The organism is Rhizobium freirei PRF 81, from assembly GCF_000359745.1.
GTDB lineage: Bacteria > Pseudomonadota > Alphaproteobacteria > Rhizobiales > Rhizobiaceae > Rhizobium > Rhizobium freirei.
Genome location: NZ_AQHN01000010.1, coordinates 134,414 through 160,797, shown reverse-complemented (window position 1 = coordinate 160,797; position 26,384 = coordinate 134,414). Strand labels below are relative to the sequence as shown.

At 59.8% G+C, this 26,384-nt stretch carries 23 protein-coding genes; 14 read left to right on the top strand and 9 right to left on the bottom strand.

Going from position 1 to position 26,384, the window contains the following annotated elements; all coding sequences use genetic code 11:
- Position 1: 1 nt before the first annotated feature.
- On the bottom strand, positions 2 to 913 hold the full coding sequence (locus tag RHSP_RS03650; protein WP_037149440.1) for a DMT family transporter: 912 nt from the start codon (positions 911 to 913) through the stop codon (positions 2 to 4).
- Between the two features lie 332 nt (positions 914 to 1,245).
- On the opposite strand from RHSP_RS03650, the gene RHSP_RS03645 reads away from it, so the two are divergent.
- A complete protein-coding gene (locus RHSP_RS03645; protein WP_004109176.1) occupies positions 1,246 to 3,795 on the top strand; it encodes a methyl-accepting chemotaxis protein in 2,550 nt (849 codons plus the stop codon).
- A 110-nt stretch (positions 3,796 to 3,905) separates the two neighbouring features.
- On the opposite strand, the gene RHSP_RS03640 is transcribed toward RHSP_RS03645, so the two are convergent.
- Positions 3,906 to 4,655, bottom strand: a complete 750-nt coding sequence (locus RHSP_RS03640) for an MBL fold metallo-hydrolase (RefSeq protein ID WP_004109174.1) — start codon at positions 4,653 to 4,655, stop codon at positions 3,906 to 3,908.
- A gap of 18 nt (positions 4,656 to 4,673) precedes the next feature.
- A complete protein-coding gene (gene moaA / locus RHSP_RS03635; protein WP_420820085.1) occupies positions 4,674 to 5,663 on the bottom strand; it encodes a GTP 3',8-cyclase MoaA in 990 nt (329 codons plus the stop codon).
- Between the two features lie 193 nt (positions 5,664 to 5,856).
- On the opposite strand from moaA, the gene RHSP_RS03630 reads away from it, so the two are divergent.
- Together RHSP_RS03630 and RHSP_RS03625 are read left to right on the top strand one after the other, a co-directional pair.
- Positions 5,857 to 6,231, top strand: coding sequence for a gamma-butyrobetaine hydroxylase family protein (locus tag RHSP_RS03630; RefSeq protein ID WP_004109163.1), 375 nt, complete (start codon positions 5,857 to 5,859; stop codon positions 6,229 to 6,231).
- Positions 6,232 to 6,264: 33 nt separating this feature from the next.
- Positions 6,265 to 7,464 carry a low temperature requirement protein A gene (locus RHSP_RS03625; RefSeq protein ID WP_004109159.1) on the top strand — a complete coding sequence of 400 codons (1,200 nt, stop codon included), beginning with the start codon at positions 6,265 to 6,267 and terminating at the stop codon, positions 7,462 to 7,464.
- Here RHSP_RS03625 and RHSP_RS03620 read toward each other — a convergent pair.
- Positions 7,458 to 7,943, bottom strand: coding sequence for a MarR family winged helix-turn-helix transcriptional regulator (locus RHSP_RS03620; protein WP_004109156.1), 486 nt, complete (start codon positions 7,941 to 7,943; stop codon positions 7,458 to 7,460). The two genes, RHSP_RS03625 and RHSP_RS03620, sit on opposite strands and share 7 nt — an antisense overlap.
- Before the next feature lie 47 nt (positions 7,944 to 7,990).
- Here RHSP_RS03620 and RHSP_RS03615 point away from each other — a divergent pair, with 47 nt between their 5' ends.
- Together RHSP_RS03615 and RHSP_RS03610 are read left to right on the top strand one after the other, a co-directional pair.
- Entirely contained in the window at positions 7,991 to 8,956 is a 966-nt protein-coding gene (locus RHSP_RS03615; RefSeq protein WP_037149436.1) for an alpha/beta hydrolase, read from the top strand.
- Between the two features lie 61 nt (positions 8,957 to 9,017).
- A complete protein-coding gene (locus RHSP_RS03610) occupies positions 9,018 to 9,626 on the top strand; it encodes a pyridoxamine 5'-phosphate oxidase family protein (RefSeq protein WP_004109147.1) in 609 nt (202 codons plus the stop codon).
- A gap of 54 nt (positions 9,627 to 9,680) precedes the next feature.
- Here RHSP_RS03610 and RHSP_RS03605 read toward each other — a convergent pair whose 3' ends face one another.
- Both RHSP_RS03605 and RHSP_RS03600 read right to left on the bottom strand, forming a co-directional pair.
- Positions 9,681 to 10,748, bottom strand: coding sequence for a GGDEF domain-containing protein (locus RHSP_RS03605; RefSeq protein ID WP_037149433.1), 1,068 nt, complete (start codon positions 10,746 to 10,748; stop codon positions 9,681 to 9,683).
- 199 nt (positions 10,749 to 10,947) lie between these two features.
- Positions 10,948 to 12,555: a fumarate hydratase gene (locus RHSP_RS03600; protein WP_004109138.1), complete on the bottom strand. Its 1,608-nt coding sequence runs from the start codon at positions 12,553 to 12,555 to the stop codon at positions 10,948 to 10,950.
- Positions 12,556 to 12,809: 254 nt separating this feature from the next.
- Between RHSP_RS03600 and RHSP_RS03595 the strand changes: the two genes are divergently transcribed.
- Positions 12,810 to 13,046 carry a hypothetical protein gene (locus tag RHSP_RS03595; protein ID WP_004109136.1) on the top strand — a complete coding sequence of 79 codons (237 nt, stop codon included), beginning with the start codon at positions 12,810 to 12,812 and terminating at the stop codon, positions 13,044 to 13,046.
- 73 nt (positions 13,047 to 13,119) lie between these two features.
- Here the strand turns inward: RHSP_RS03595 and fumC are convergent, their stop codons facing one another.
- Positions 13,120 to 14,511: a class II fumarate hydratase gene (gene fumC / locus RHSP_RS03590; protein WP_004109134.1), complete on the bottom strand. Its 1,392-nt coding sequence runs from the start codon at positions 14,509 to 14,511 to the stop codon at positions 13,120 to 13,122.
- Positions 14,512 to 14,920: 409 nt separating this feature from the next.
- Between fumC and RHSP_RS03585 the strand changes: the two genes are divergently transcribed.
- Positions 14,921 to 16,822 (top strand): L,D-transpeptidase family protein, encoded by a 1,902-nt coding sequence (locus tag RHSP_RS03585; RefSeq protein WP_004109130.1) that lies wholly within the window; start codon positions 14,921 to 14,923, stop codon positions 16,820 to 16,822.
- A 71-nt stretch (positions 16,823 to 16,893) separates the two neighbouring features.
- Here the strand turns inward: RHSP_RS03585 and RHSP_RS03580 are convergent, their stop codons facing one another.
- Positions 16,894 to 17,568 carry an HAD family hydrolase gene (locus tag RHSP_RS03580; protein WP_004109126.1) on the bottom strand — a complete coding sequence of 225 codons (675 nt, stop codon included), beginning with the start codon at positions 17,566 to 17,568 and terminating at the stop codon, positions 16,894 to 16,896.
- A gap of 196 nt (positions 17,569 to 17,764) precedes the next feature.
- Between RHSP_RS03580 and rpiA the strand changes: the two genes are divergently transcribed.
- From rpiA to RHSP_RS03555, 5 genes are all read left to right on the top strand, one after another.
- Positions 17,765 to 18,466 (top strand): ribose-5-phosphate isomerase RpiA, encoded by a 702-nt coding sequence (rpiA, locus tag RHSP_RS03575; protein ID WP_004109123.1) that lies wholly within the window; start codon positions 17,765 to 17,767, stop codon positions 18,464 to 18,466.
- A 13-nt stretch (positions 18,467 to 18,479) separates the two neighbouring features.
- Positions 18,480 to 19,088, top strand: a complete 609-nt coding sequence (locus tag RHSP_RS03570; protein ID WP_004109121.1) for a DUF2059 domain-containing protein — start codon at positions 18,480 to 18,482, stop codon at positions 19,086 to 19,088.
- Positions 19,089 to 19,273: 185 nt separating this feature from the next.
- Entirely contained in the window at positions 19,274 to 20,659 is a 1,386-nt protein-coding gene (gene gor, locus RHSP_RS03565) for a glutathione-disulfide reductase (RefSeq protein WP_037149429.1), read from the top strand.
- 153 nt (positions 20,660 to 20,812) lie between these two features.
- Positions 20,813 to 22,186, top strand: coding sequence for a class II 3-deoxy-7-phosphoheptulonate synthase (locus RHSP_RS03560; RefSeq protein ID WP_037149426.1), 1,374 nt, complete (start codon positions 20,813 to 20,815; stop codon positions 22,184 to 22,186).
- Positions 22,187 to 22,341: 155 nt separating this feature from the next.
- Complete coding sequence (locus tag RHSP_RS03555) at positions 22,342 to 22,740, top strand: GFA family protein (RefSeq protein WP_004109109.1); 399 nt, start codon at positions 22,342 to 22,344, stop codon at positions 22,738 to 22,740.
- A gap of 133 nt (positions 22,741 to 22,873) precedes the next feature.
- On the opposite strand, the gene RHSP_RS03550 is transcribed toward RHSP_RS03555, so the two are convergent.
- On the bottom strand, positions 22,874 to 23,410 hold the full coding sequence (locus RHSP_RS03550) for a DUF1003 domain-containing protein (RefSeq protein WP_004109101.1): 537 nt from the start codon (positions 23,408 to 23,410) through the stop codon (positions 22,874 to 22,876).
- A gap of 385 nt (positions 23,411 to 23,795) precedes the next feature.
- Between RHSP_RS03550 and RHSP_RS03545 the strand changes: the two genes are divergently transcribed.
- Positions 23,796 to 25,475: an NAD+ synthase gene (locus RHSP_RS03545; RefSeq protein WP_037149515.1), complete on the top strand. Its 1,680-nt coding sequence runs from the start codon at positions 23,796 to 23,798 to the stop codon at positions 25,473 to 25,475.
- A 28-nt stretch (positions 25,476 to 25,503) separates the two neighbouring features.
- On the top strand, positions 25,504 to 26,331 hold the full coding sequence (locus tag RHSP_RS03540) for a TolB family protein (RefSeq protein WP_004109099.1): 828 nt from the start codon (positions 25,504 to 25,506) through the stop codon (positions 26,329 to 26,331).
- Positions 26,332 to 26,384: the final 53 nt, after the last annotated feature.

Below are 26,384 nucleotides of genomic sequence, written 5' to 3'. Positions count from 1 at the left end.
CTCAAGCGGGAACGCGCTGTTCAGCCTGCCGCGCAATAAGCTCGGCAGCGCGACGTTTGTGTTCCCGGTAGAATGTATAGATACCGGAGACGATGACAATCGCGGCGCCGAAGATTGACCAGCCGTCCGGCATTTCACCGAAGACGATCAAGCCCAGCAGGGCGGACCAGATGAGGCTCAGATAGCGGAACGGCGCGACGAAGGAGATTTCGCCCGTGCGCATGGACGATATCACCGTCTGGTAGCCGATCAGCACGAGAATGGAGGCAAGCAGCAGCTGGAGCAGCGATGTCATGCTCACCGGCTGCCAGCCGCCAAAGGGAACGATGCACAGACCCCCGAAGACTGATATGGAAATTGCCGTGCATACGGTCACCATCAGCGACGGCACGTCCTTGTCGATACAGCGCGTCGCCAGATCGCGGGCGGCGGTCGCGAACATGCAGGCGATGACGAGGAGAGCGGCCGTGTTGAAACCTGCCGGGCCGGGCCTGATGATGATGAGCACGCCGACGAAGCCGACGACAATCGCGGTCCACCGCCGCCATCCCACAGGTTCCTTCAGAAAGATCATCGCGCCAAGCGTCACCGCCAGCGGCACGGCTTGCTGGATGGCCGAGGCATTGGCAAGGGGCATCATCCCGAGAGCGGTGATGTAAGTCGCCGCCGCTATCGCTTCGCAGGCGATGCGTAGCGCGATCATCGGTTGCAGGGCGACCCTCCAGGAGCGTAGCGCGCCCATCCTGCGTGCGACGAGATAGACGAAGAAGGTCGTGAACAAGCCGCGGATGAAGATGATTTCGCCGGCATTCATCGAGGCAATGACCGTCTTGGACAGTGCGTCGCTAGTGGAAAAGCTGGCCATGGATACGGCCATTAAGAGCGCGCCCTGCATATTCCTGGTCATTCGCATGAGAAAAATGAGTCCCCTGATATATCCGTCCGGATTAGCGCCGTTTGACGTAAATTGGAATCATTTGTCCTTCGGTCGCGGCTAAATTCGATTGTGCACTGCGGCGGAGTCGTCGCGCAGGACGCGCTTTTAACGCGTAATAGTCGCAAAACTATGCGCAGGTTGTAATTTTTTCCCGATATGCCCGCTTTTAGGCGGGCGATTAATTCTTATTCAATCTTATTTCTTGAGGCTCTCTACGGTTTTGCATGAGGCAGAAGCCCTACCGCAGCGCAGCAGGAATGACGATCCCGCCTTCGCTGGAGATTTTTATAATCCAGTTGAGGCGCCGCATGTTTTTCATTGATCGACTTTTGCAAGGCCGCAGGATTGTCACCAAGGTTCTTATCTTCGTGGTGCCGCTGGTGGTTCTCATCGCCGGCGTGGGCCTGGTCGGCTATCACACGGCCAATATCCTGAACGGTCACATGACCGTGACGCGGGCCACGATTGAAAATATCAGCGATTTCGAAAACCTGCAGGCTGCGCTCCTGGAATTCACGGCGGCTCCCTCCGAGGATACGCGTCAGGCGCTGAGCGGCAAGATCGATGCGCAGGAGCAGGGTGTGCATCGGCTGAGCGGGCTGCTGAGCGACGACCAGCGCGCCAAGATCGTGCCGGTCAGCGAGCTTGCGGCCAAGATGCGCACGCAGCAGGCAACACTCTGGTCCATCCGGCAGAAGCAGGATGCCGATGTCGAGGCGATCCGCAAGTCCGTGCAGGGCGTCGAAGTCGCCGCCAAGGCTGCGGGCAAGCAGATCGATATCATCCGCAAGGATTTCAACGACAAGGAAACCTTCGCCAAGGAGCTGCTCTATGATGCGGCGGCCTATAAGGGGCTGTCGGAGAAGATGAGCAATCTGCGCATCCAGGTGCAGATGGCGGCCGACCCCGCCGAGGAAATTTCCGACGCCCGCACCTATGCCGATGCTATTCTGAAGCAGGTATCGGTGTCGAAGGCTCTGGTATCCAAGCGCGGCGCGGGGCTCGTCAGCAATGCCTCGGAGGCCGCAGACAAGCTCGATGCGGTATTGAAGGGCTCTGGCACGCCTGACCAGAAGGTCGAGGCGATGGGACCCATCCTGCAGAGCTTCGTGAAGATCGAAGGCGAGATGACGCTGCAGTCGGCGAAGAACAGCGACACCGCGGCCGATCGTTTCGTCAGCCTGGACAAGATCATCGACGGTCAGAAAGAGCTTCTGGATCGCGTCGACGAGGCGCTCGGCATCGTCGATCGCCTGACGCTGCATGCATCGCGCATGGAGACGGTTCGCGATGCGGCTTCACGCGACCCCGTGATGGCGGATCTCAAGGATCTGAAGGCGGCGGCCACTAAGATTTCCGCCCTGGGCCAGACCAATGCCACCATGCGTGATTTTGCCGCCCATGTGCAGCCGTTGATCGATAGCCTCACCAATGGATCGGCGGATCTGCTGCAGACCTCGATCGACTGGAAAACGACGCGTATCCAGTCCAACAGCCTGCTGGCCGATGCTATGACCTCGCTGCGCAGTTTCGTCGCCCAGGCGCAGGAGCTTGGCAAGGAAGACAGCGAGCGTTCCGCCAATGTCTCCGTGATTGCAATGATCCTCGGCACCCTGCTTGCCATCGTCGGCGGCCTGATGCTGGTGGAGACACTGCGCGCACCGCTGAAGCGCGTCACCGAGATTATGACGCGGCTTGCAAGCGGCGATCTGGAAGTGGCGATCGACGGACGCAATCGCGGCGACGAGATCGGCGATATGGTCCGCTCAGTCAGTGTCTTCCGCGATGCAGCCCTTGAAAATGTCCGCCTGGAGCGGGAAGCGGAGAGTGCGCGAGCGCTTTCGGCGGAAGAGGCCGCCCGCCGCGCCGCTGAGCGTGCCCGCATCGAGGCCGAACAGAAGCAAGCCCTTAACGCGCTGGCCGATGTTCTGGCCAAGCTTGCCGACGGCAATCTTGAAGAAAGCATGCGCGAAGACCTGTCCGCGGACTTTGTCGAAATGGCTTTCACCTACAATCATGCCATCGAAGCCCTGCGCGAAACGCTGACGGACGTTCGCTATACCGCCGAAGAAATCAAGGGCGGCACCGGCAACCTCGCCATGTCGGCCGACGATCTGGCGCGGCGCACCGAGCAGCAGGCCGCGGCCCTCGAAGAAAGCTCGCGTGCACTGCATCGCCTCAGCGACGTGGTGCGCTCGACCGCCGATCGCGCACGGCAGACGGCAAGCTCCGTCAATGAGACGCAGGCCTATGCGACGCAGTCGGGCGAGGTGGTCGCCAAGGCGGTGGGCGCCATGGGCGAAATCAATCGTTCCTCCGAGAAGATCGCCACGATCATCGGCGTCATCGACGAAATCGCCTTCCAGACCAATCTTCTGGCGCTGAATGCCGGCGTCGAGGCCGCCCGTGCCGGCGAAGCAGGTCGCGGCTTTGCCGTGGTGGCACAGGAGGTGCGTGAGCTGGCGCAGCGCTGCGCCAATGCGGCGAAGGAAATCAAGGGCCTGATTTCTGCAAGCTCGGCGCAGGTGCAGAATGGTGTTCATCTGGTCGAGCAGACCGGTGCGGCATTGGCTGAGATCATCAGCCACGTCACCGGCGTGCAGAAGCTCGTCGCCGACATTTCGTCTGCTACCACCGAGCAGTCGACCGGTATCGAGGAAGTGACGCGTGCCGTTGCCGAAGTCGAGCTGATCACCCAGCGCAATGCGGCCATGGTCGAAGAAAACAACGCCGAGATCCACGGTCTGCGCCAGCGCGTCGATATGCTGTCCGAGAAGATCGATCGCTTCCGCACCGGCGAGGGCGAAATGGGTTATGAGGATTACAGTGGTGCTGAGGCACGCCATCGCGCTGCCTAAGCTGGCAGATCGATAGAAAGACCTATGCAGGAGAAAAGCACCGGGCCAATGGTTCCGGTGCTTTTTTAATTAGGCCTGCACATCGCGTCCGGCGACGCATGCTCGGACTATCAGTCCAGCTGGAGCGTTTCGCCGTCGGCGGGGATCAGCAGGCGCGAGGAATCGATACCTGCCGCATTCGCAGCCTGGCGAAGGTCCTGCCGCGTAATCGTGGCGTGGTCCAACGCTTCCATGTGGGTTGCGATGACGATAGCCCGCGGCGCGAGACGGCTGACGGCAATGGTCTGCTCCGCATCCATGACGATGAGATCGCCGTCCCAGCGGGCGCCGCAGGAATGGGTGACGATGATATCGGGGGAAACCTGCTGGATCGTCTCGGCAACGGGCGGATAGAACACGGTGTCGCCTGCCCAATAGACGGTGGGCTCGCCGGCCGCCTCCAGCGTGAAGCCGATGACCCGCCCCATTTTCTCGACAACCGGCCCCAGGCCGTGGCTGCCCTGCCGCGGCGTGAATGTCAGGTCATTCCAGATGGCCGCTGCATTCAGCGGCGTGACATCGGTGAATCCGGCTTCCCGAATGCTTCCTTCGTCGCCGGGTTGGCAGAGGATCGGCAGCGATTTCAGGACGCGCTCCTTGGCGACCGAATCGAAGTGATCGGTATGCAGATGCGATATGATCACCAGATCGACGCCTTGGAGGATATCGTCGATCGAGCGCGGCAATTCCGTCATCGGATTGGGAGAGCGACCGGTAAAGGAGGGCAGGCTGTGGCGCGGCGCGAAATAGGGATCGATCAGCAGCACATGGCCGCCATAGTTGATCTTCAGCGTCGCATTGCGAAGGAGCTCAAGCCGCATTGATTTTCTCGGTGTGGGCTAGCCGCCGGTGACGCTCATATGGCGCGCGACTGCGGGGCGGTTATGGGTGCGATCGATGATGAAGTCGTGGCCTTTCGGCTTGCGGGTAATGGCTTCATCGATCGCCGTGTGCAGAAGCGCATCGTCTTCCGTCGCGCGTAGCGCCGTGCGCAGATCGGCTGCGTCGTTCTGGCCGAGGCACATATAGAGCGTACCCGTGCAGGTGAGCCGCACGCGATTGCAGCTCTCGCAGAAATTATGAGTCATCGGCGTGATGAAGCCGAGGCGTCCGCCGGTTTCGGCAACTTCGACATAGCGGGCAGGGCCGCCGGTCTGATAGGAGATATCGGTTAGCGTGAACTGACGTTCGAGATCGGCACGCAATTCGGAAAGCGGCAGGTATTGATCGGTGCGATCTTCCTCGATCTCGCCCATCGGCATCGTCTCGATGACGGTCAGGTCCATGCCCCGGCCGTGCGCAAAGCGCAACAGGTCCGGGATTTCCGCGTCGTTGAAGCCCTTCAGGGCAACGGCGTTGAGCTTGATCTTCAGGCCGGCCTTCTGTGCTGCGTCGATGCCTTCCATCACCTTGGCGAAATCGCCCCAGCGGGTGATGGTGCGGAACTTGCCCGGATCGAGCGTATCGAGCGAGACGTTGATGCGCCGTACGCCGCAATCGTAGAGTTCGTCGGCATAGCGGGCGAGCTGCGAGCCGTTTGTCGTCAGCGTCAGTTCATCGAGTGCGCCGTCCTGCACCTGCTTGCCGAGCTCGCGGACCAGAAACATGATATTCTTGCGCACAAGAGGTTCGCCACCGGTGAGCCTTATCTTGCGAACACCCTTGGCTATGAAGGCGGAACAGAGCCGGTTGAGCTCTTCGAGCGTCAGCAGATCCTTTTTCGGCAGGAAGGTCATGTGCTCGGCCATGCAGTAGGTGCAGCGGAAATCGCAGCGATCCGTGACAGAAACACGCAGATAGGTAACAGCGCGCCCGAAAGGGTCGATCATGGGGGCCGCATCCGACCGAAGCTGCGGTGCGTTGCCTATGCTGCCGACGATGCTGTTCACTCATGCCTCCGTTATGCTGCTAATGTGGGCATAGGCGATTGTTGCGTCAAGGAAAATGCTTTTCGAATGCACTTGCGCGTGAACGAGCAGCGGCATAATTCTCGGAAAGACACTGAAAGGCATGGGAAAACCGATGAGCGACGTTTGGCCGACCGAATTGCGGGTATCGAAGGACCGCCGTCACCTCATAGTGACATTTGACAATGGCGCAAGCTTTGATTTGCCGGCGGAGATGCTCAGGGTGCTGTCGCCTTCGGCTGAGGTGCAGGGGCATGGGCCTGGCCAGAAAGTTACCGTACCGGGCAAGCGCAATGTCGGCATCATGTCCATGATACCCACTGGCAACTACGCGGTGCGCATCGGGTTTGACGACATGCACGATACCGGCATTTTCACATGGTCCTATCTGCGCGAACTCGGCGAGAAGGGCGATGAGCTTTTTGCGGCCTATGAGGCCGAATTGAAGGAAAAGGGTCTCAGTCGCGACCCGGGCGGAAGGTCGCACTAGCACAATCGGCGCAACGGAAAGAGGGGCGCAGGCATGATCCTTGGGGGTAGGGAAAACTGGCTTCGCGCCAAGGGCAGCAAGAACGAGAGCAAGGTTTCTTTCGTCGAGCTGTTTTTCGATCTCGTCTTCGTTTTCTCGATTTCGCAGCTTGCCCATACCCTGGCGGAACATTTCACGCCGCTGGGCGGGCTGGAAGCCATCATGCTGATCTTCGCGGTATGGTGGGTTTGGGTCTTTACCGCCTGGGTGACGAACTGGCTGGACCCGGACCGCATGCCGGTGCGCATCATGCTGTTCACGCTGATGTTTGCGGGGCTCATCCTTTCGGCCTCGATCCCCGAGGCTTTTGCCGAGAAGGGAATCTATTTCGCAGGCGCCTATGTCTTCATGCAGGTCGGCCGGTCATTGTTCACCGTTTACGCGCTCAAGAACGCCAGCAAGGCCAATCATCGCAATTTCCTGCGCATCACCAGCTGGCTTGTCTTTTCCGGTATCTTCTGGATCGCAGGGGCGCTGATGGAAGGCGAGACGAGGGTCATATTTTGGCTGATCGCCCTGTTGATCGAGTATTCTGCGCCTGCGCTCGGCTTCCGCGTGCCTGGCCTTGGCAAGTCGACGACGGCGGACTGGAACGTCTCGGGCGCTCATCTTGCGGAACGCTGCGCGCTGTTCATCATCATCTGCCTTGGCGAGGCCGTTCTGCAGGCCGGCAAGACCTTTGCCGAGCAGCCGGTGACGCCGCTGATCGTGGCGGTGTTCATCACCGCTTTCGTCGGCACGGTCGCTCTCTGGTGGATCTATTTCCAGTTCGGCCATGAACGGGCAGCTCACCGTATCGAGCATGACGACACGCCGGGAAGCCTGGCGCGACAGGCCTTCACCTATGCCCATATTCCGATTCTCGCCGGCATCATGCTGAGTGTCGTCGGCGACGAGTTCCTGTTCGCGCATCCACATGGTGCCGCAGACATGCGTATTGCGGCGGCTCTCCTCGGCGGTCCGGCGGTCTTCCTGCTCGGAAACCTCTGGTTCAAGGGCGTGACAACCGGCCGGCCGCCGCTCTCGCACATGGCGGGGCTCGCCGGGCTGGCGCTGTTGCTTCTCACCCTGCCGATGGTCGTCGTCTACCAGCTCGGCATTCTTGCCACCGCAGTGCTGGTCGTCGTGGCGATCTGGGAGTTCGCGTCACTGTCGCGGGTCGTCCCGTCGTCGCGCTCGACAGGAGGTCACTGATCGCCCACCGCCTCCAGCGGTTCGCGTTCGTCCTGCATCAGCAGGGTGACGACTCGCTCCATATGCGCGGTCATGATTTCACATTCCTCGACGGGCGCATGTGACATCATGCGGTCGATGAGGGCGGTCTGAATGGTCATGGCTTCCTCTGTAACCTGGCGGCCCGCCGCCGTCAGATAGAGGCGCAGCACGCGCTTGTCCTGCTTGTCTCCGCGGCGCTCGATCAGTCCGCGTTTTTCCATCTGCGGCAGCAGCATGCTCATATTGGAGCGGCCGACCAGCAGCTTGCGGGCGAGCTCCTGCTGCGAGATGCCTTCGAAGCGAAACAGGTTGACCAGAATGTCGAGGTGCGGCGGCTTGATGTCGAGATGTGCCAATGCCCGCGCCAGCGATTGCTGCATCAGCTGGCAGGCGCGCGCCACGGCGATCCAGCTTCGAAAACGCGGATGGTCCCAGGGAAGGGATTGATTTTTGTTCATCGTTGTACTTTATTGTTCATAGTTGAACATTTTCTTGGATTCCCACTATGCCATCCTTTGCACTCAAGGTCACCCGGTCGGGATTGTCCGGTCTCGGCAGGCTTTCACCGAAGTTCGCCGGCAAAGTCGCATTCAGGCTGTTCTGCCTCACGCCGTCACGCAGGCCGCGCGGTTCCAAGGCGAAGACCGCCCATAGGGAGGGCCGAGAGCGGCTGGTCGCGGCGGAGGAGTTCATGCTGCCTTTTTCCGGCGGCCGTGCAATGGCCTATCGTTTTAACGGCGGAGCCAAGGGGCCGCGCAAGCGCTACCTCGTGGTACACGGGTGGGGCTCCAGCAGCGAATATATGTCGGAGCTTACGGCTTTTCTGGCGAGCACCGGGGCGGAAGTGATTTCGCTCGATCTTCCGGGGCATGGCCGCTCGGCCGGCCGCTTCCTCAATGTGTACCTTGCCATATCGGCCATTTCCGCCGCATCCGCGCGCTTCGGGGCTTTCGATGCCGCGATCGGGCATTCTTTCGGCGGCGCGTGCCTGGCATTGGCCTCTGCGGGTTTCCTGCCTCGCATAGATCCCATCGAGACGAAGAAGCTGGTGCTCATCGGAGCGCCGAGCGCCATGGGATGGCTGTTCAAGGATTTCGGCCGCGTCATGAGACTTCGCCCACAGGTGCAGACGGAGCTCGAGGCGGAGGTCGGGCGGATTACGGGCAGGGCGCTTGCCGCCTATGACGAACCGCGGAGTATGCTCGATCCAAGCCGACCCGTTCTGATCATCCATGCCGAGGACGACAAGGAAGTGAGCGCCGATCACGCCCGCGCCTATGCCGCCCAGGGAGAGCATGTTCGCCTCTTCTGGGCAAATGGCTTCGGACACCGGCGCATCGTTGGCGCCGTTCCGGTGTTCGAGGCGATCGAAGCCTTCCTTGCAGAAGCGGATAAAACGGAAAAATCGCTCGAAAGCGACGATCGGACGGTGCTATCCATTTACCGGATCCCGGTTCGGCGCTCCTCGTAGCAAGGCGCGCGCTGCACCGGATTTTTTTGGCAGATCGCCGCAGAAAAGAATGCGAGGCAGCATGGGTATCGTTACGTCCGTCGAAGAGTTGAGAGCGCTGTATGGCGGCGTTGGCGAGGCATCGATTACCAAGGTAACGCAGGTGCTGACAGCGCCTTATCGGCGGATGATCGAAGCTTCGCCTTTCATGGCGCTGGCAACCGTCGGGCCGGAAGGGCTGGATTGTTCACCGCGCGGTGACCTTGGCGGCGTCGTCCGTGTCGGGGACGAACGGACGCTTCTTCTTCCGGATTGGCGGGGCAACAATCGCATCGACTCGCTGGAGAACATCGTGCGCGACCCGCGGGTGGCGATGATGTTCCTGGTTCCCGGGTCGAACACGACGATGCGGCTCAACGGCCGCGCCGTTATCTCCATCGAGCCAGGCCTGCTCGACAGCTTCACGATGGATGGCAAGCATCCGCGCTGCGTCGTCGTGATCACGATCGATGAGGTTTATTTGCAATGCGCGCGGGCGGTGATGCGGGCCGAGCTCTGGAATGCGGAGCGTTTCGCCGATCCTGCGAACCTGCCGAGCCCGGGCCTGATGCTCAAGGCGGCAAAGGGCGACTTCGATCAGGAAACCTACGATCGGGAGTGGCCGGCACGGGCGGCAAGGACGCTGTGGTAAACAAAACCGCCGGCTGCCTGGGAAAGCTGCGCCGGCGGTTGGTTGGCTTCACTTTTAGTTCTTGTAAATGAGCCAACTTTTCGAGAAGTCCTTCTGCATGCCGTCCTGATAGACGTTACAACAGTTGCGACCGGCGTTCTTGGCGCAATAGAGCGCGAGATCTGCCTTGTTATAAAGCTCGCCGGAATTGGCGGCATCCGAAGCCATGCAGATTCCGAGCGAAATGGTGATCGGACCATAATCGACCTTCGTCCGGGAATTCTTGAAGGGCGTCGTTTCCAGCGCGCGGCGGATGCGCTCGCACATCGTCATGACCTCCTCCGCCGCTGTGCCTTCCACGATCAACGCGAATTCCTCCCCGCCGACACGGGCGACGAAGACATCCCGCCTGACGTTGGCGCGGATGATCGAGGCGACGGTTGCAAGGATCTTGTCGCCCACGGGGTGGCCGTAGGTATCATTGATCCTTTTGAAATGATCGACATCTACAAGCACCAGGGCTGTCGTCGGCCGCGTGAGCTGGTTGTCGAAGATCGAGACCAGGCGATCCTCGAACGCACGGCGATTGGAGAGCCGCGTCAGGGCATCCGTATTGGCGATACGCTTGTACTCGTCCAGCTCCTTGCGGACCTGATCCATTTCCTGGCTGCGCTGGGCGACGTTCTCAACCACCTTTTCGCCCTGTGCCATCGTATCGCCGGTGGCCGCGGCCAAGATGTCTATGGCGCTGCGCAGCAGATCGGCGCTGTTGTGGTTCCTGGAGCTGATGCGCTCGCAAGTCTCGCCGAGAAGCCGGTTGTAGCTATCGAGTGTCAGTTGTTCCTGCCTCAGCGCACGCAGAACGGCATCCAGTTCGACCGTCAGGCGGGCATGGGCATCGTCGAAAATGCGGCCTGCATGGCGTGGAAAGTATTTAGCGCCGATATTGTCCAGTTCTTCCTGCGTGGCGTTGCTGCCGAGGGCCGCCAGTTCACGAGTCAGCGCGGGATTGGAGCCGATATAGGCTTCATAGAAAAGTTCGTAATTCCGCGGAATCGGTGCGACCCCCATGGATCGCATGGCGTAGGTAATCTGCCCTGCCACGTCGGGAATTTGCGCCTTGGGCGCAATCGCCGTACTCATCGGTGAGCTCCGTACATGTATTGGTTAATTCCCATTTTTACTTATGCAGAGATTCTTTGAAAAAATATTAAGGAGATGGTTGTGAAAAATCCTCTGTCACTACAGATTTATTCAAAAATAACTGGAATTGAAACTGGTTTTACAGAAGAAGGCGTTATTTTCGCCTTCTTCTGGTCAAGCATATAGATACGGCTAGTCTTTATCCGAGATTGAGTTCCTGGAAGAAGTCATTGCCCTTGTCGTCGATGACGATGAAGGCGGGAAAATCTTCGACCTCGATCTTCCAGACGGCTTCCATGCCAAGTTCCGGATATTCCAATACTTCGACCTTCTTGATGCAGTCCTGTGCGAGGCGGGCCGCCGGGCCGCCGATCGAGCCGAGGTAGAAGCCGCCATATGTTTTGCAGGCTTCGCGCACTGCGCGCGAGCGATTGCCCTTGGCCAGCATGACCATCGAGCCGCCGAACGACTGGAACTGATCGACATAGCTGTCCATGCGGCCGGCCGTCGTCGGGCCGAAGGAACCGGACGCATAGCCGGCAGGTGTCTTTGCCGGGCCGGCATAATAGACCGGATGGTTCTTCAGATAGTCCGGCATGCCTTCGCCCTTTTCCAGGCGTTCGCGGATCTTGGCATGGGCAAGATCCCGCGCGACGATGATGGTGCCGGTGAGCGACAGGCGCGTCTTGACCGGATGCTGCGACAGCTCGGCCAGGATGTCAGCCATCGGCCGATTGAGATCGATGCGCACCATCGATTCCGAAAGCTTGGCTTCGTCGATCTCCGGCATGTATTTGGACGGATCGGTTTCCAGCTGCTCGATGAAGATGCCGTCGCGCGTGATCTTGCCCTTGGCCTGACGGTCGGCAGAGCAGGAAACGCCAAGACCGATCGGCAGCGAGGCGCCGTGGCGGGGCAGGCGAATGACGCGGACATCATGGCAGAAATACTTGCCGCCGAACTGCGCGCCGACGCCGAGGCTCTGCGTGAGCTTGTGGATTTCCTTTTCCATTTCGATATCCCGGAAGGCATGCCCGCTTTCGGAGCCTTCCGTGGGAAGACAGTCGAGATATCGCGTCGAGGCGAGCTTGACCGTCTTCAGGTTCATCTCCGCAGAGGTGCCGCCGATGACGACGGCGAGATGATAAGGGGGACAGGCTGCCGTGCCGAGCGTCAGGATCTTTTCCTTGAGGAAGTCCAGCATGCGGTCATGCGTCAGGAGAGACGGCGTGCCCTGATAAAGGAAGGTCTTGTTGGCCGAACCGCCGCCCTTGGCGACGAAGAGGAATTCGTAGGCGTCGGTGCCTTCCTCGTAGATGTCGATCTGCGCCGGGAGATTGTTCTTGGTGTTCTTTTCCTCGAACATCTTGATCGGCGCGAGCTGCGAGTAGCGCAGGTTCTTCTTCTCGTAGGCGTCAAGCACGCCCTTGGCCATTGCGCCGCTGTCGCCGCCTTCGGTCCAGACACGACGGCCCTTCTTGGCCATGATGATGGCCGTGCCGGTGTCCTGGCACATGGGAAGAACACCGCCCGCGGCAATGTTGGCGTTCTTCAACAGATCATAGGCTACGAAGCGGTCGTTATCGGTGGCTTCGGGGTCTTCGAGGATTGAAGCGAGCTGCTTCAGATGGCCGGGGCGCAGCAGGTGATTGATGTCGGCAAATGCGGTTTCGGCAAGCAGACGAATGCCTTCCGGATCGACGGTCAGGATTTCCTGACCCTTGAAGGTGTCGACGGAGATGTAATCGCCTGAAATCTTGCGATAGGGGGTCGTGTCGTCGCCGAGGGGAAATAGATCGTCAGCCATGTAGGGAACCTTTCAAGCCGGATGGCGGAGGAAAATGTTTGGAGACGGTCTAAATCCGGCTTGAACCAAAAGCAATCGGCTGCAAAGCGCCTCGGGACTTCGACAGCTGGATTGTCAATGCAGCGTAGACGATCGGTGTCGAAACTGCCGACTTCAAAGACAAGTGGGAAAGGTGCAAATGGATGTCATAGCGGGCAGGGCAGACAAGGCCGTTGTCCCGCAATCAAAAGGCTGAAAGCCGAGGGATTGAGATCATGGATATCTCCCACAATCATCACCACATTTCGCCGCTGGCCGTCGTGGCGCTGGTTGCCGGCGCCGGTCTATTCGCAGCGGTTCACGGCGGCTATCTGAAGCACGCCTTTCATAAGGAAATTCTTGCCAGCATCGATCCCGCGACCGTCATCACGGCCACAGACATGGCTTCGCGGCTACCGGAGAGAAGGGCTGTGCTCCCAAGGCAAGACAAGGCAATAGCAAGCGCGCGCTAGCCTTGTGTGAACAGGCAGGCATCACACAAATATTCGGAGATGCCTGGCCGTATTGATGAATTCCTGCTTTGGCTTATTTCGGGCCGATCATCGTTTCCGGGCGGACGATGGCATCATATTCTTCCGAGGTCACCAATCCGCTCGCCAGAGCCTCTTCCTTCAGCGTCGTGCCGTTCTTGTGGGCCGTCTTGGCGATCTTGGCGGCGTTGTCGTAGCCGATCTTCGGCGCCAGTGCGGTTACCAGCATCAACGAGCGTTCCAGGCCTGCCTTGATGTTGTCCTCGCGGGCTTCGATGCCGACGACGCAATTATCGGTGAAGGACACGGCGGCGTCGCCGAGCAACTGCACCGACTGGAGGAAATTATAGGCCATCATCGGATTGTAGACGTTAAGCTCGAAGTGTCCCTGGCTGCCGGCAAAGGTGAGGGCGGCATTGTTGCCGAAAATATGGATGCAGACCTGCGTCAGCGCCTCGCACTGTGTTGGATTGACCTTGCCGGGCATGATCGACGAGCCCGGCTCGTTTTCCGGCAGCGCCAGTTCGCCAAGGCCTGAGCGCGGGCCGGAGCCGAGCAGGCGGATATCGTTGGCGATCTTGAAGAGTGCCGCCGCCGCCGCATTGATCGCACCATGACTGAAGACCATGGAATCATGGGCAGCCAGTGCTTCGAACTTGTTCGGAGCCGTGACGAAGGGCAGGCCGGTGATCTCGGCGATCTCGTCCGCGACCTTCTCGGCAAAGCCGATCGGCGCATTGAGCCCGGTTCCGACTGCGGTGCCGCCCTGGGCGAGTTCGCAAAGGCCCGGCAACGTCAGTTCGATGCGCTTGATCGAGGAGGCGACCTGCGCGGCATAGCCGGAAAACTCCTGGCCGAGCGTCAGCGGCGTCGCATCCTGCGTATGGGTGCGTCCGATCTTGATGATATGGGCGAAGTCAGAGACCTTCTTTTCCAAGGCTGCGTGCAGGTGCCGCAGAGCCGGCAGCAGATGATGGACAACCTGCTCGGCGCAGGCGATATGCATGGCCGTCGGATAGGTGTCGTTCGACGACTGGCTCATGTTGACGTGATCGTTCGGATGCACCGGCTTCTTCGAGCCCATGACGCCGCCGAGCATTTCGATCGCGCGGTTCGAAATCACTTCGTTGGCATTCATGTTGGACTGCGTGCCCGAGCCGGTCTGCCAGACGACGAGCGGAAAATGGTCATTGAGCTTGCCGTCGATGACTTCCTGCGCCGCTGCGACGATCGTCTTGCCGAGTGCGGGGTCAAGCTGGCCGAGCTCCATATTGGCGCGGGCGGCTGCCTGCTTGACGATGCCGAGGGCGCGGACGACCGATAGCGGCTGCTTTTCCCAGCCGATCTTGAAGTTGCCGAGCGAGCGTTGTGCCTGCGCGCCCCAATAGCGGTCGCTGGCGACTTCGATCGGCCCAAAAGTGTCGGTTTCGGTGCGGGTGGACGTCATGTTCCTGATCCTGCCTTCTATGGAAATAGATAGCAGCCATATAGGCCTGAACGGCGCTCATGAAAACACCAAAGCGCAGTTATTTGACTGTAAAAGTCATGTTTTCGGTGCGTCCTGTCGAGCGTGCTCTTTTTAACACGCTCCTCATATAATCGTGAACGCGAAATTTTCGCCCGCGCAAAAACTTTGGGCGATTTCAATAAAAGATTAACCAATAATTTCATAATTTTGTGTGAATTGAATCGCTGAGAACGTCTCTGCTTCGTAACGTGAAGTTGAGGCATTGAACAAAAGGCGGGGTCTCGCTGTTTTTATAGTAGTGAGTATACGATGTTTTCGACATCGCGGCCCAATTGAAGCAGCACCGTCTGGCTCGAAGTTACCGCACGATACAGGGACTGATTAGAGAATGAAACTTGCAACCAAAGCCACAGCATCCGTCCTGGCTCTTTCCTGTTGCCTTTCGTCCATCGGCGCGACGTCGGCGAGCGCGATGACCCTCATGGATTTCATCCGTGGCGGTCAGGGGCGTCAGCAAAGCACGCAGGTTTCGGCTCCCATTCCGAACAATCCGGCGCAGACGACGTTGAACCCGAACCAGCCGGGGCAGCCCAAGCAGGCGTTGCCGACCGTCAGCGCGCCGAAATACTATACCTACAAGGCCGACGCGATGCGCCTGGTGTCGACGGTACATTTCGCCGATCCGGTGGTGACCGGCGCCGTTGCCGATGCGTCGCCGACACCGAGCGTTGTCGATACCGAGATCTCGCAGCGCCGTTATCTGGCTGATGCGCGCGTGATGGCGACCAACGACGTCGCCAAGGCGATCGAGACATACTACGCAGATCAGAGCAAGCCGATCCTCTGGGTCGCGGATCACGCCGTCAATGAGAAGGCGAAGGCCGCGATGGCGGTTCTGGCAGGTGCCGGCTCCGTCGGTCTCGATCCGGCGGACTATGCGGTGACGTTGCCGAGCGCGGATGCGGCCGGCGCCGATCCGGTGATGCGCGATCGCGCTCTCATGCAATTCGAACTGGCGCTTTCCACCAAGGTGCTGATGTTCGTCCAGGATACGGTCCGTGGCCGCATCGACCCGAACAAGCTCTCCGGCTATCATGATTTCAAGCGCAAGGATGTCAACCTAACCGCCGCGCTCGACGTGCTGCGTGCGAGCCCGGATGTCGCCGCCTATATCAACAGCCGCAACCCGTCCAACCAGCAATTCACGCTGCTGAAGGCCGAGCTTGCCAAGCTGCATGCCGAATCCGGTTCCGATGGCTCCCATATTTCGGTTTCCCTGACCGGTACTTTGAAGCCGGGCGGCAGCTCGCCGGAAATGGCCAACATCGTCAAGGCGATTGAGCATCGTGGCTCGGATGCGCTGAAGAAGGCGCATGCCGATCTCTTCTCCGCTTATCTGGGCACTCCGGATTACACCCCGGAACTCGTGTCACTGGTCGAGGACTTCCAGCGGGAGAAGGGTCTGACGGCTGATGGCGTCATTGGCGCATCTTCTGTTCGCGCTATGGTCGGCGAAAACAATGACGTGAAGATCCAGAAGCTGATCATAGCGATGGAGCAGCTGCGCTGGCTGCCGGCCGAGCTCGGATCGCGCTACGTCTTCATCAATCAGCCGGCGTTCATGGTTTACTACTACAACAACAACCAGGAACAGCTGTCGATGCGCGTCGTCGTCGGCAGCAAGCAGCACCAGACCTTCTTCTTCGAAAACCAGGTGCAGACGGTCGAATTCAATCCGTTCTGGGGCGTTCCGCAGTCGATCATCATCAACGAGATGCTGCCGAAGCTGCGGGCCGATCCGAACTATCTGGATCGTATGGGCTATCAGGTTGAAGTCGGCGGTCATGCCGTGGCATCCTCCAGCGTCGATTGGTACGGCTCGACGAAGAGCATTTCCGTGCGCCAGCCGCCGAGCAGCGACAATGCCCTCGGCGAACTAAAGATCCTTTTCCCGAACTCGCATGCGATCTACATGCACGACACGCCGCAGAAGAGCTTCTTTAAGAAGGATATGCGTGCGCTTAGCCATGGCTGCGTTCGCCTTGCCGATCCGCGCGCTATGGCTGCCGCCGTGCTGGATACGACGCCCGACGATGTCGCCAAGCAGATCGCAGCCGGCCAGAACAAGGCCGTTCCCGTGCCGCAAAAGTTCCCGATCTACATCGCCTACTTCACCGCCTGGCCGAACAAGGACGGCGTGGTCCAGTATTTCAACGATGTCTACGATCGTGATGCTGCCACGCAGAGAGCGCTCGACGCGACTTCGAAGGCGCGCAACGCGCAGATCTGAGTTTCGCGTAATGAAATAGCAAAAGGGCGGCCAATCGGCCGCCCTTTTGCTATTGGGAAAATGTCGATCCCTCAGGCGGCGAGCAGCCCCTCGACGAGTTCGGGGGTGAGCTCGTCATAGTGGTAGATAATGCGGTTCGGGCCGAGGGTTTCGATACCGACGTCGGAATAGCCGAAGGGGACGGCGATCGAGGGGACGCCGGCGTTGCGGGCGACCAAGATGTCGTTGACACTGTCGCCGATCATGACGGTACGGGCGATGTCGCCGCCGGCGCGCTCGATGGTGCCGATCAGATGTTCGGCATTCGGCTTGCGCACGGCAAAGGTATCGCCGCCGGTGATGGCTTCGAAATAATGAGTAAGGCCAAGCCGCTCGAGCAGCGTGCGGGCGAGCGATTCCATCTTGTTGGTGCAAACGGCGAGCTTATAGCCGTTGTTCTTCAGCATGGTGAGCGCTGCCACAAGCCCCGGATAGGGCTGAGTGACGCCCGGCATCGCCTCGGAATAATGGGTAATGAAGCGCTGCAGCAGGGTCGGCAGCTCCTCCGATGCCAGCGTATAGCCATGCAACTTGCAGGCCCGCTCGATCATCACCTGCGCACCGCTACCGACGAGATGCGTCACGTCATCATAGCTGACGGGCGGAAGCTTGAGCGCGGCGATGGTATGGTTGAGACTGATGATGAGATCTGCGTGCGTGTCCAGCAGCGTGCCATCGAGATCGAATACGACGAGGGGGGATGTCACGGGGAATCGGCCTTTGAACAGGAAAAACGGAGCGTCTTTTGGAGTTAAAAGATCGCGGGGGCAATTGCAACTGAAGGCCCGGAAAGCCTCGGCAAAGAGGCGCGGGGATTTCTCTTGTGTGCCGTTATTTTGGCTTTCGTTTGACCGGAGAGCCGTGTAAACAGCAGTCCAACGTAACAATGGGAGCAGGTGGCGCATGGACGCCCGCCAGATGAAGATTGAGGCTGCGAGGGCGGCTCTGGCCTATGTCGAGAGCGGCATGCGGCTCGGGATCGGCACAGGCAGTACCGCGGAGGAATTCGTTCGGCTGCTGGCTGAAAAGGTCGCATCCGGCCTGTCGATCGAAGGCGTTCCGACTTCGGAGCGCACGGCAAAGCTCTGCAACGAGCTTGGCGTTCCGTTGAAGTCGCTGGACGAGCTTCCTGAACTTGACCTCACCATCGACGGTGCCGACGAGCTCGACGGGGCACTGACGCTGGTCAAGGGCGGTGGCGGCGCGCTGCTGCGCGAAAAGATCGTCGCTGCCTCCTCGGCTCGCATGATTGTCATCGCCGACGAAAGCAAGATTGTCGAGACCCTCGGCGCGTTTCCGCTGCCGATCGAAGTCAATCCGTTCGGCCTCGTTTCCACCCGCATTCTCATCGAGAAGGTTGCGTCGCGGCTCGGCTTGTCCGGCGCGCTCAACCTGCGCCTCGCGGGTGACAAGACCTTTGTCACCGATGGCGGGCATTTTATCATTGATGCATCTTTCGGCCGCATTCCTGATGCAGAGGCGCTGTCGATTGAGCTCTACTCGATTCCCGGTGTTGTCGAACACGGGCTCTTCATCAATATGGCGACATTAGCGATCATTGCCGGCCCTGCCGGTGCGCGCGCGTTGCGGGCGAACAATACATAGGAGCACTCATCTCATGATCAAATTAACGGGTCTTGGCCGTTTTGCCGCTGCAACCATCCTTCTTTCGGGCATCGCCTTCGGCTCTGTGAGCGCTCAGGAAGTCTCCGAAGACCAGATCAAGGCTGCGCGCGCGGCGATCAACGCACTCGGCATCACCAACCAGTTCGACAACATTCTGCCGAATCTGGCCGAACAGCTGAAGAGCACGATGATCCAGGCCAACCCGAACTTCGGCGATGCGATCAATTCCACGGTTGATGCCACCGCTCTGGCGCTCGCGCCGCGTCGTGCGGATCTCGAGCGCGAGGCTGCCGTCACCTACGCCAAGGCCTTCTCTGCGGAAGAGCTCAAGGCAATCGCCGATTTCTACACGTCGCCTGCTGGCAAGAAGCTTCTCAAGGACGGCCCGCTGGCCACGCGCGAGCTCTACAAGGCAGCAGACATTTGGAGCCAGGGTATTTCGCGCGATCTTGCCAACCAGAGCAATGACGCTCTGCAGAAGGTCGTCAAGACGCCGGTCGTTTCGCCTGATGTAACCGCTCCCGCCCAGCCCGCGGCGAAGCAGCCCGCACAGCCGGCAGCAAAGCAGCCGGCACTGAAGCTGCAGGTGCCGAAGCAGTAAGCCGCAATTCTTTGACGCGGCCGTTCCCGAGACGAAATTTCACCTTTTCGGGATAATCGGCCGCAATCGCCTATTCGAAGCCCGGACCCGCATTCCGGGCTTTTCTTTTTGTGCCCGGGCTTCCTATATGAGTGCCGAGCCCCATCAGCGTTTCGTGCGCGTGTTCATGTCCACAGGAGCCTTCCATGCCTTCGTTTGATTTCGACCTTTTCGTCATTGGCGGCGGCTCCGGCGGCGTACGCAGCGCGCGCGTCGCCGCTTCGCTCGGCAAGAAGGTCGGCATTGCCGAGGAATATCGCTATGGCGGGACCTGCGTCATTCGCGGCTGTGTGCCGAAGAAGCTCTTCGTCTATGCCTCGCAGTACAGCGAGCATTTCGAGGATGCTGCCGGCTTCGGCTGGACGGTCGGCGAAAGCAGTTTCGACTGGAATAAGCTGATCGAGGCGAAGGATAAGGAAATCGCCCGGCTGGAGGGCCTCTACCGCAAGGGGCTGGATAACGCCAAGGCGGACATCTTCGATACCCGCGCCGAACTGGTGGACACCCATACCGTCAAGCTTTTGAAGACCGGCCAGACCGTCACGGCCGAGACCATCGTTATCGCGACCGGCGGCCGGCCGAACCTGCATACGGCGCTGCCTGGGCACGAGCTTTGCATATCCTCGAACGAAGCCTTCCATCTGAAAGAATTGCCGAAGTCGATCCTGATCGCCGGCGGCGGCTACATTGCCGTCGAGTTCGCCAATATCTTCCACGGCCTCGGTGTCGAGACGACGCTGATCTATCGCGGCGCCGAAATCCTGTCGCGTTTCGACCAGGACCTGCGCAAGGGCTTGCATGAGGCGATGGAAGAGAAGGGCATCCGTATTCTCTGCCACGATATCATCCAGAGCGTCGAGAAGACGGAGAATGGCCTCTGCGTGCGGACGAAGAACGACAAGTCTCTGACGGTGGACACCGTCATGCTGGCGCTCGGCCGTACGCCGAACACCGAAAATCTTGGGCTGGAAACTGCCGGCATCGCGGTCAACGAGCAGGGCGCCGTCATCGTCGACGAATATTCGCGCACTTCTGTTCCGAATATCTATGCTCTCGGTGACGTCACTGATCGGGTACAGCTGACGCCGGTGGCGATCCACGAGGCCATGTGCTTCATCGAGACCGTCTACAAGAACAATCCGACGCGGCCGGATCACGAACTGATCCCGACGGCCGTCTTCTCGCAGCCGGAGATTGGCACGGTCGGCCTGACCGAGGAAGACGCCGCCAAGCGTTATCCGGAGCTTGAGGTCTATCGCGCTCAATTCAGGCCGATGAAGGCGACGCTTTCGGGCCGGAGCGAGAAGATGATCATGAAGCTGATCGTCAACGCTGCCGACCGCAAGGTGATCGGCGCGCATATTCTCGGCCATGATGCCGGCGAGATGGCGCAGTTGCTCGGCATTTCCGTGAAGGCCGGCTGCACCAAGGACGATTTCGATCGTACCATGGCGGTGCATCCGACGGCGGCGGAAGAATTGGTGACGATGTATTCGCCGAGCTATCGTATCCGCAACGGCGAGCGCGTGTAACGCGCCCGTTTGGCGCAGACATCGACCGCCCCATAAAAGATTCGCACAGTAGTTTGCCCGCCTTTGCAAGCGGGCGGCAAAGGTTTATAAGCGCGCGTTATTTACGACGACGGGACGTCCGGCAAAGACCGGGCGCACAAGCAGGTGAGTGATATGGCACAGAATTGGACACCCAGCAGTTGGCGGCAAAAACCGATCCAGCAGGTGCCGGATTTTCCGGACAAGGCAGCGCTTGCAGAGACCGAAGCCCAGCTCGCAAGCTATCCGCCGCTGGTTTTTGCTGGCGAAGCCCGCCGTCTGAAGGCTCATCTGGCCAATGTTGCAGAAGGCAACGGCTTCCTGCTGCAGGGCGGTGATTGCGCCGAAAGCTTCGCGGAACACGGCGCGGACAACATCCGCGACTTCTTCCGCGCCTTCCTGCAGATGGCCGTCGTGCTGACTTTTGGCGCGCAGCTGCCGGTGGTGAAGGTCGGTCGTATCGCCGGCCAGTTCGCCAAGCCGCGCTCCTCGAACATCGAAACGCAGAATGGCGTCTCGCTGCCGAGCTATCGCGGCGACATCATCAACGGCATCGATTTCACCGAAGAAGGGCGTATTCCCAATCCCGAGCGCCAGCTGATGGCTTACCGCCAGTCTGCCGCGACGCTGAACCTGCTGCGCGCCTTTGCGATGGGTGGCTATGCCAACCTCGAAAATGTGCAGAAGTGGATGCTCGGCTTCGTCAAGGACAGCCCGCAGGGCGAGCGTTACCGTAAGCTCGCCGACCGTATCGGCGAGACCATGGATTTCATGCGCGCGATCGGCATCACCGCCGAGAGCAATGCGAGCCTGCGCGAAACCGATTTCTTCACCAGCCATGAGGCACTGCTGCTCGGCTACGAAGAGGCTTTCACCCGCGTCGACTCCACCTCCGGCGACTGGTACGCGACCTCGGGCCACATGCTCTGGATCGGCGACCGCACGCGCCAGGCAGATCACGCGCATATCGAATATTTCCGCGGCATCAAGAACCCGATCGGCCTCAAGTGCGGTCCTTCGCTGCAGGCGGACGACCTCATCAACCTGATCGATATTCTGAACCCGGAGAACGAGGCCGGCCGCCTGACGCTCATCTGCCGTTTCGGCCACGACAAGGTTGCCGACAACCTGCCGCGTCTCATCCGCGCTGTCGAGAAGGAAGGGCGCAAGGTCGTGTGGTCCTGCGATCCGATGCACGGCAACACGATCACGCTCAACAACTACAAGACCCGTCCGTTCGAGCGGATCCTGTCGGAAGTCGAAAGCTTCTTCCAGATCCATCGTGCCGAGGGTACGCATCCGGGCGGCATCCACATCGAGATGACCGGCAAGGACGTCACCGAGTGCACGGGCGGCGCCCGCGCCGTCGGCGCCGAAGATCTGCAGGATCGCTACCATACGCATTGCGACCCGCGCCTGAATGCCGACCAGGCACTCGAGCTTGCCTTCCTGCTCGCCGAACGGATGAAGGGCGGCCGTGACGAGAAGCGCATGCGCGCGCACGGCTGAGCGATTATCGATCTGCGGATATCGACGGGCCGGCCTGGAGCTGGCCCGTTTTCTTTTGGGCGGAACGGATCAATCCAGCTGAATGAAGCTTCATTTCTTTGAGATTGACCGCGATGCCGTTCTCGGAAAGGTTCCTTCAAAAAAGGGGATCGATCATGAGCGATGAGCATTCCGGCGCCTGCCTCTGCGGCAGCGTACGTTTCAAGGCGGGCGGCAAGTTGCGAGAGGTCGTTGCCTGCCATTGTTCGCAATGCCGCAAGCAGACCGGGCTCTATTATGCCGCGACCAACGTGCAGGTCGGCAGCCTCGTTATCGAAGGCGAGGAGGCGATCACCTGGTATCGGGCCAGCGCATTCGCCCGCCGCGGCTTCTGCAGGACCTGCGGCTCGGCACTGTTCTGGGCGGCGGATGACGCCGAGGAAATCTCAGTCATGGCCGGGCTTTTCGATCAGCCGACCGGTCTTGAGATCGCCTATCATATCTATTGCGCCGATAAGGGCGATTATTACCAGATCACCGACGGCTTGCCGCAATACGGGCAGGGGCGACCTTAAAGCGCGTCGCGATCTTTCAGGGTCGCTTCTCGCGCGTTAGGCCTTTGATTTTGCGCGTGTCGTTGTCGCAAAGCCACTGCGCGCTTCTGCGCGACATGTTTTAGCAGCCGCAGGCGCAGGTTTCCGATGGGCGTCAGACGCCGCCCTTTTCCGCCACCAGCTTGCTAAGCCTGGAGATTTCCTCCCGCACCGATGCAAGCTCGGTCAGCACCTGCATGTCGATCTTCTGGTGCAGCGACAGAACTTCGAGTTCCGCCTTGAGATTGACCTCATAATCCTTGGTGGCTTCGAAGCGATCCCGTTCAGCTTGCCGGTTCTGCGACATCATGATGATTGGCGCCTGGATGGCGGCGAGCATGGAAAGGACGAGGTTGAGAAAAATGAAGGGGTAGGGGTCGAAAGCACCAGTGGCGAGAAGGATAGTGTTGACGACACACCAGAACACGAGAAACAGCAAGAAGCATATAATGAAGGACCAAGAGCCGCCGACGCGGGCGATACCGTCCGCCAGGCGCTGTCCGGTGGACGCTTCCGCCGAGAGGGCTGCGTTGACGTCCGTGGATATGATCTTGCGCTCATGCGCCTTTCTCAGAACGCGCTTCTCGATATCGCCAAGTTCCTCGGACGTCTTGTCGAGATGCAGATGAACGAAATTGGGAAGGCTATGCATGGGGGCTCCAGGGGGTGTGATGGCATTGAATGCAACTATTCGACCAATAGGTAGAAATGCAACGACGGAAGAGTTTCAAAACCGATCGTGCATGGAGCCGCTGCGTGTGCAACTGTGCCGCGGCTTGCCGTTATCCGACTAAGGAGGATGCTAGCCATGTGGAGGTTCACGCCATCCGATAATACGTCGCGCTGTCACGGAGGATGGGCACGGGCTGGCAGTGGAAATTATCTTTCGGTCGCCATCGAGGATCTACTTAATTCTGGCAGACTAGCCGGGTATTTTTCCGGGCACGGATACCGCCTATGCATGCGTTGCGATCTTTGGCGCCTACAGGCAGCCAAAGGCGGTTGCGGAAGGAAGATGCCATCGCTAAATGTATGGCATGACAGAGCAAAGCCAAATCACCCAGACGATCCGCATCGCGGTTGCGCAGCTCAATCCGACGGTCGGGGATGTTTCCGGCAACCTCACCAAGGCGCGAGAGGCGCGGGCCGAGGCGGCGCGCGAGGGCGCTGATATCGTGTTGCTGACGGAGCTGTTCATATCAGGCTATCCGCCGGAAGATCTGGTGCTGAAGCCTGCCTTCCTGCGGGCCTGCTGGAAAGCGGTCGAAAGCCTCGCCGCCGACACCGCCGATGGCGGGCCGGGCGTCGTTATCGGCGTACCGCGGCAGGACGATACCGGCCGCTACAATTCCGTGGCCGTGCTCGACGGCGGCAAGGTCATCTTCGTCAGGGACAAGGTCGATCTGCCCAACTACGGCGAGTTCGACGAGAAGCGAGTTTTCGATGAGGGAACCATTGCAGGCCCGGTCAATTTCCGCGGCATTCGTATCGGCATACCGATCTGCGAGGAGATCTGGAACGATCTCGGCATCTGCGAGACGCTGGCCGAGAGCGGGGCCGAAATTCTGCTGGTCCCGAACGGTTCGCCTTACTATCGCGGCAAGGTCGATGTCCGTCACCAAGTCGCGCTGCGGCAGGTGATCGAGTCCGGTTTGCCGCTCATCTTCGCTGCCCAGGTCGGCGGCCAGGATGAGCTGGTTTTCGATGGCGCGAGTTTCGGCTTCAATGCCGACAAGACGCTGGCCTTCCAGATGAGCCAGTTCGAGACGGCGCTGGCGGTCACCACCTGGAAAAAGAATGGTGACGGCTGGCACTGCGCTGAAGGCCCGATGGCCCATATTCCGGAAGGCGAGGAGGCCGATTATCGCGCCTGTCTGCTGGGCTTCCGCGACTATGTGAACAAAAACGGCTTCAAGTCCGTCGTGCTCGGTCTTTCGGGCGGCATCGATTCTGCCATCTGTGCCGCAATCGCCGTCGATGCGCTCGGCGAGGAGCGCGTGCGCACCGTCATGCTGCCCTATCGCTATACCTCGCAGGATTCTTTGAAGGATGCGGCCGATTGCGCCAAGGCGCTCGGCTGCCGCTACGATATCGTGCCGATCGAAGATCCGGTCACCGGCTTCACCTCTGCCTTGTCCGACCTCTTCGAAGGAACGGAAAGCGGCATCACCGAGGAAAATCTGCAGAGCCGCGCCCGCGGCACCATCCTGATGGCGATCTCAAACAAGTTCGGCTCGATGGTGGTGACAACAGGCAACAAGTCGGAGATGTCGGTTGGCTATGCCACGCTCTATGGCGACATGAATGGCGGCTTCAACCCGATCAAGGATCTCTACAAGATGCAGGTCTATGCGCTGTCGCGCTGGCGCAACCTGCATGTGCCGCCGGGTGCGCTCGGCCCTTCGGGCGAGGTGATCCCCTATAACATCATCGACAAGGCGCCTTCTGCAGAACTCAGGCCGAACCAGACGGACCAGGATTCGCTTCCGCCCTATCCGGTGCTCGACGATATCCTTGAATGCCTGGTGGAGAAGGAAATGTCGGTCGAGGAGATCGTGGCGCGCGGTCATGACGTTGCGACCGTGCATCGTGTCGAGCATCTGCTCTATCTCGCCGAATACAAGCGTCGCCAGTCGGCGCCGGGCGTGAAGATCACCAAGAAGAATTTCGGCCGAGATCGCCGTTATCCGATCACCAACCGGTTCCGCGATCGCTGATCGCTTACCCGAGACAGGACGAGGACGAATGCGCAGCTCGGTCGAGATCTATAACATTCGCACGGGTACGAACCGGGTGGTCTGGCAAACCGATCAGCTGATCGAGGCGCCGAACTATTCGCCTGATGGCCGCTATCTGCTCCTGAACGGCGACGGGCTGCTTTACCGGCTGCCATTGGATGGTAGCGGCGGGATCGCCCGTGTCGACACCGGCTTTGCAACCACATGCAACAACGACCATGGCATTTCTCCCGACGGGTCGCTGATTGCGATCTCCGACAAGACCGAGCACGGCAAGTCCTGCATCTATGTGCTGCCGGCCGAAGGCGGGACGCCGCGGCAGGTGACCACCAATCTGCCGTCCTACTGGCATGGCTGGTCCCCGGACGGGAAGCGTTTCTCCTATTGCGGCATCCGCAACGACGTCTTCGACATCTACTCGATCTCCATCGATGGCGGCGAGGAGACGCGGCTGACGCATGGCGAGGGCCGCAACGACGGACCTGATTTCTCCGCCGACGGGCAATGGATCTATTTCAATTCCAGCCGTACCGGCCTCATGCAGATCTGGCGTATCCATCCCAATGGCACCGGCTTGCAGCAGTTGACCGACGACAATTACGGCAACTGGTTCGCCCATCCGTCGCCGAAAAACGACAAGGTCGTGCTGATCTCCTACGACCCAGATGTCTTCGATCATCCGCGCGATCTCAACGTGCGCATGCGGCTGATGGATATGGATGGCGGCAACCTCACGACTTTGTTCGAGCTCTTCGGCGGGCAGGGATCGATCAATGTGCCGAACTGGTCACCGGATGGCGACGAGTTCGCCTATGTGCGCTACGAGCCGGCTTGAACTCCGAATTATGACCTCTGGACAGATCCCAGCTCGCGCGATAGATGTGTCCC

What these genes read in the sequence shown, in the direction of transcription:
- RHSP_RS03650 (WP_037149440.1), bottom strand. Translation starts at nt 913, where the DNA reads ATGCGAATGACCAGGAATATGCAGGGCGCGCTCTTAATGGCCGTATCC.
- RHSP_RS03645 (WP_004109176.1), top strand. Translation starts at nt 1,246, where the DNA reads ATGTTTTTCATTGATCGACTTTTGCAAGGCCGCAGGATTGTCACCAAG.
- RHSP_RS03640 (WP_004109174.1), bottom strand. Translation starts at nt 4,655, where the DNA reads ATGCGGCTTGAGCTCCTTCGCAATGCGACGCTGAAGATCAACTATGGC.
- moaA (WP_420820085.1), bottom strand. Translation starts at nt 5,663, where the DNA reads ATGATCGACCCTTTCGGGCGCGCTGTTACCTATCTGCGTGTTTCTGTC.
- RHSP_RS03630 (WP_004109163.1), top strand. Translation starts at nt 5,857, where the DNA reads ATGAGCGACGTTTGGCCGACCGAATTGCGGGTATCGAAGGACCGCCGT.
- RHSP_RS03625 (WP_004109159.1), top strand. Translation starts at nt 6,265, where the DNA reads ATGATCCTTGGGGGTAGGGAAAACTGGCTTCGCGCCAAGGGCAGCAAG.
- RHSP_RS03620 (WP_004109156.1), bottom strand. Translation starts at nt 7,943, where the DNA reads ATGAACAAAAATCAATCCCTTCCCTGGGACCATCCGCGTTTTCGAAGC.
- RHSP_RS03615 (WP_037149436.1), top strand. Translation starts at nt 7,991, where the DNA reads ATGCCATCCTTTGCACTCAAGGTCACCCGGTCGGGATTGTCCGGTCTC.
- RHSP_RS03610 (WP_004109147.1), top strand. Translation starts at nt 9,018, where the DNA reads ATGGGTATCGTTACGTCCGTCGAAGAGTTGAGAGCGCTGTATGGCGGC.
- RHSP_RS03605 (WP_037149433.1), bottom strand. Translation starts at nt 10,748, where the DNA reads ATGAGTACGGCGATTGCGCCCAAGGCGCAAATTCCCGACGTGGCAGGG.
- RHSP_RS03600 (WP_004109138.1), bottom strand. Translation starts at nt 12,555, where the DNA reads ATGGCTGACGATCTATTTCCCCTCGGCGACGACACGACCCCCTATCGC.
- RHSP_RS03595 (WP_004109136.1), top strand. Translation starts at nt 12,810, where the DNA reads ATGGATATCTCCCACAATCATCACCACATTTCGCCGCTGGCCGTCGTG.
- fumC (WP_004109134.1), bottom strand. Translation starts at nt 14,511, where the DNA reads ATGACGTCCACCCGCACCGAAACCGACACTTTTGGGCCGATCGAAGTC.
- RHSP_RS03585 (WP_004109130.1), top strand. Translation starts at nt 14,921, where the DNA reads ATGAAACTTGCAACCAAAGCCACAGCATCCGTCCTGGCTCTTTCCTGT.
- rpiA (WP_004109123.1), top strand. Translation starts at nt 17,765, where the DNA reads ATGGACGCCCGCCAGATGAAGATTGAGGCTGCGAGGGCGGCTCTGGCC.
- RHSP_RS03570 (WP_004109121.1), top strand. Translation starts at nt 18,480, where the DNA reads ATGATCAAATTAACGGGTCTTGGCCGTTTTGCCGCTGCAACCATCCTT.
- gor (WP_037149429.1), top strand. Translation starts at nt 19,274, where the DNA reads ATGCCTTCGTTTGATTTCGACCTTTTCGTCATTGGCGGCGGCTCCGGC.
- RHSP_RS03560 (WP_037149426.1), top strand. Translation starts at nt 20,813, where the DNA reads ATGGCACAGAATTGGACACCCAGCAGTTGGCGGCAAAAACCGATCCAG.
- RHSP_RS03555 (WP_004109109.1), top strand. Translation starts at nt 22,342, where the DNA reads ATGAGCGATGAGCATTCCGGCGCCTGCCTCTGCGGCAGCGTACGTTTC.
- RHSP_RS03550 (WP_004109101.1), bottom strand. Translation starts at nt 23,410, where the DNA reads ATGCATAGCCTTCCCAATTTCGTTCATCTGCATCTCGACAAGACGTCC.
- RHSP_RS03545 (WP_037149515.1), top strand. Translation starts at nt 23,796, where the DNA reads ATGACAGAGCAAAGCCAAATCACCCAGACGATCCGCATCGCGGTTGCG.
- RHSP_RS03540 (WP_004109099.1), top strand. Translation starts at nt 25,504, where the DNA reads ATGCGCAGCTCGGTCGAGATCTATAACATTCGCACGGGTACGAACCGG.